1 protein-coding gene is annotated in these 321 nt (G+C 55.1%); it reads left to right on the top strand.

Annotated features, from left to right (window positions below; translation table 11 throughout):
* Window positions 1-194: hypothetical protein (locus ISP15_RS18445; RefSeq protein ID WP_404549478.1), on the top strand; the 194-nt coding region annotated here is incomplete at its 5' end.
* Window positions 195-321 lie beyond the last annotated feature (127 nt).

Genomic DNA, 321 nt, shown 5'->3' with positions numbered 1-321 from the left:
CCGGTACACCGGCATCACCCTGCTTAAGAATCGAGACGATCTGCGCCTCGCTGAATTTCGATTTCTTCATGGAACCTCCTGGCGGAAAAGATGCCAGAAAGTTCTACTTTCTGTATGTCCAGGAACTGGGGGAGCTTACGCAAGCCCAGCGGGGTCTGCGTAACCTAATCCCCACAACAGATCGGCAAAATTAAGCGCACCCCCTTGGTGAGGTGCGGGATGCCGCGCAATACGAAGTATGGGGGCCTGAAGTAGCGGAAAGTCGTCGGCTGAGAAGAAGAATCGGGTCGCCGCGTTCAAGTCGCTGACAGCCAAAACCAC

Source organism: Dyella jejuensis (genome assembly GCF_044904675.1).
In the GTDB taxonomy this organism is placed as follows: Bacteria; Pseudomonadota; Gammaproteobacteria; order Xanthomonadales; family Rhodanobacteraceae; genus Dyella_B; species Dyella_B jejuensis.
Note: the sequence above shows the minus strand (reverse complement) of the source record. Positions and strands in the feature narration are given on the sequence as shown.